We start from the raw sequence: 1,736 nt of genomic DNA, 5'->3' as shown, positions 1-1,736 counted from the left end.
CCCGGGGCGCGGCCGACGCGGTGGCCCAGCTCGAACTCAGGGCCGGGCGGCTGCGGTTCGCCGGGATCGGCAATGTGGGCGCGCGCCTCAGGGACGGCGACCGGTGGCGGGCGCTGCTGTCCCGGCCCGGCATCGTCGGGGCGCACCGGCCCGGCACCCTCCGCGAGGACGAGATGCCCTGGACCCGCGACAGCCTGCTGATCCTGCACACCGACGGGCTGCCCAGCCGCTGGTCGCCCCCGTCCGGCGACGGCCTCACCGCGGCCGACCCGGCCGTCACGGCCGCGGTGACGATCCGTGACGCCGGGAGTTCCGCACGGCCGGTGCGGGACGACACCGCCGTGACCGTCCTGTCCCCGACCTCGCCGGACCGACCATGACCCGTACCTGGCGCATCACCACCGTCATCGACGCGGCCCGTGCCCGGATCGCGCTCGCCCGGCTGGCCGCGGAGCGGGGCCTGCCGGCCGGCGAGCGCGCCCGGCTGGCCACGACGGTCAGCGAGCGGCTGCGGCAGTGCCTCACCAAGGGCGGCACCTGGCTGCTCACCCTGGACACGGCCGGCCCGGCCGGATCGGCGCGGCTGCACCTGGTGCTGACGCCACCTCAGGAGGCGCGCGACGGCGGCGAACCGCCGTGGGAGGTCACGGTGGCCTGCCCCGGCGGGGACGCGACGGCCGGTGCGGTACCGTCCGGCACGGCAGAACCGTCGGCGCTGGCGGAGGCGCTGCTGGGCGCCGACGAGGACACCGCCGTGGTGCTGGACCGGCTCACCGAGCAGGAGGAGCTGGTCGCCTTCCACCGGGAGGAGCTGGAGCAGACCAACCGGGGCGTGCTGGCGCTGCACGCCGAGCTGGACGCCGCCGGCCGGGCACAGCGGGAGGCGTTCGCCGCCGAGCGCGCGGCGCGCACCGAGGCGGAGAACGCCCGCCACCGGCTGACGTTCCTGGCGGACGCCAGCGCGGCGCTGAACGCCTCCCTCAACCAGGAGGAGATCCTGCGCCGGCTGCCGGAGTTGCTGGTGCCGGCCTACGCCTGCGAGGTGGACGTCTGGCTGTTCGACGACGAGGACGACCTGCGCGGCCCGCCCTCCCGGCCGGCCGCCGCCGTGCGCGCGCTGCGCACCGGGCGGCCCCAGTACGCGGCGGACCACCCCGGCGGGCTGCCCGGCGTCGACGACCATCCCGCCTCGGCGCTCTCCCCGGGGCGTGCGCTGCTGTGCGTGCCGCTGCTGACCCGGCGGGCCCCGCTGGGTGTGCTGACGCTGTCGCCGCCCGGGGCGTGCTGGGACGCGGACGACGCCGTGATGCTGATCGAGCTGGCCCGGCGGGCCGGGATCGCCCTGGACAACGCGCGCCGCTTCGAGCACAACCGGGACATCGCCGAGACGCTGCAGCGGGCCCTGCTCACCGAGTTGCCGGTCACCCCCGGCCTCACGCTCGCCGCGCGGTATCTGCCGGCCACGCACGGCCTGAACATCGGCGGTGACTGGTACGACGCCTTCCGCCAGCCGGACGGCAGCCTGATCACCGTCATCGGCGATGTCACCGGGCACGGGCTGCACGCGGCGGTGATGATGAGCCAGCTGCGCACCGCGCTGCGGGCCTACGCGGTGGACGGGGGCAGTCCCGGCCGGCTGCTGACCCGGCTGCACGGGTTCCTGCACCATCTGCAGCCCGATCTGTACGCCACCGCGGTCATCACCCGCGTCCACCCCGACGAGCCGACGCTGACCT

2 pseudogenes are annotated in these 1,736 nt (G+C 76.4%); both read left to right on the top strand.

Annotated elements, in window-relative coordinates:
- A pseudogene (locus tag ABD207_RS27680) lies at positions 1–380 on the top strand (phosphatase); the annotation flags it as partial.
- A pseudogene (locus ABD207_RS27675) lies at positions 377–1,736 on the top strand (PP2C family protein-serine/threonine phosphatase); the annotation flags it as partial. The pseudogenes ABD207_RS27680 and ABD207_RS27675, both read left to right, overlap by 4 nt.

It is taken from the genome of Streptomyces thermospinosisporus (assembly GCF_039526425.1).
In the GTDB taxonomy this organism is placed as follows: domain Bacteria; phylum Actinomycetota; class Actinomycetes; order Streptomycetales; family Streptomycetaceae; genus Streptomyces; species Streptomyces thermocarboxydovorans.
Note: the sequence above shows the minus strand (reverse complement) of the source record. Positions and strands in the feature narration are given on the sequence as shown.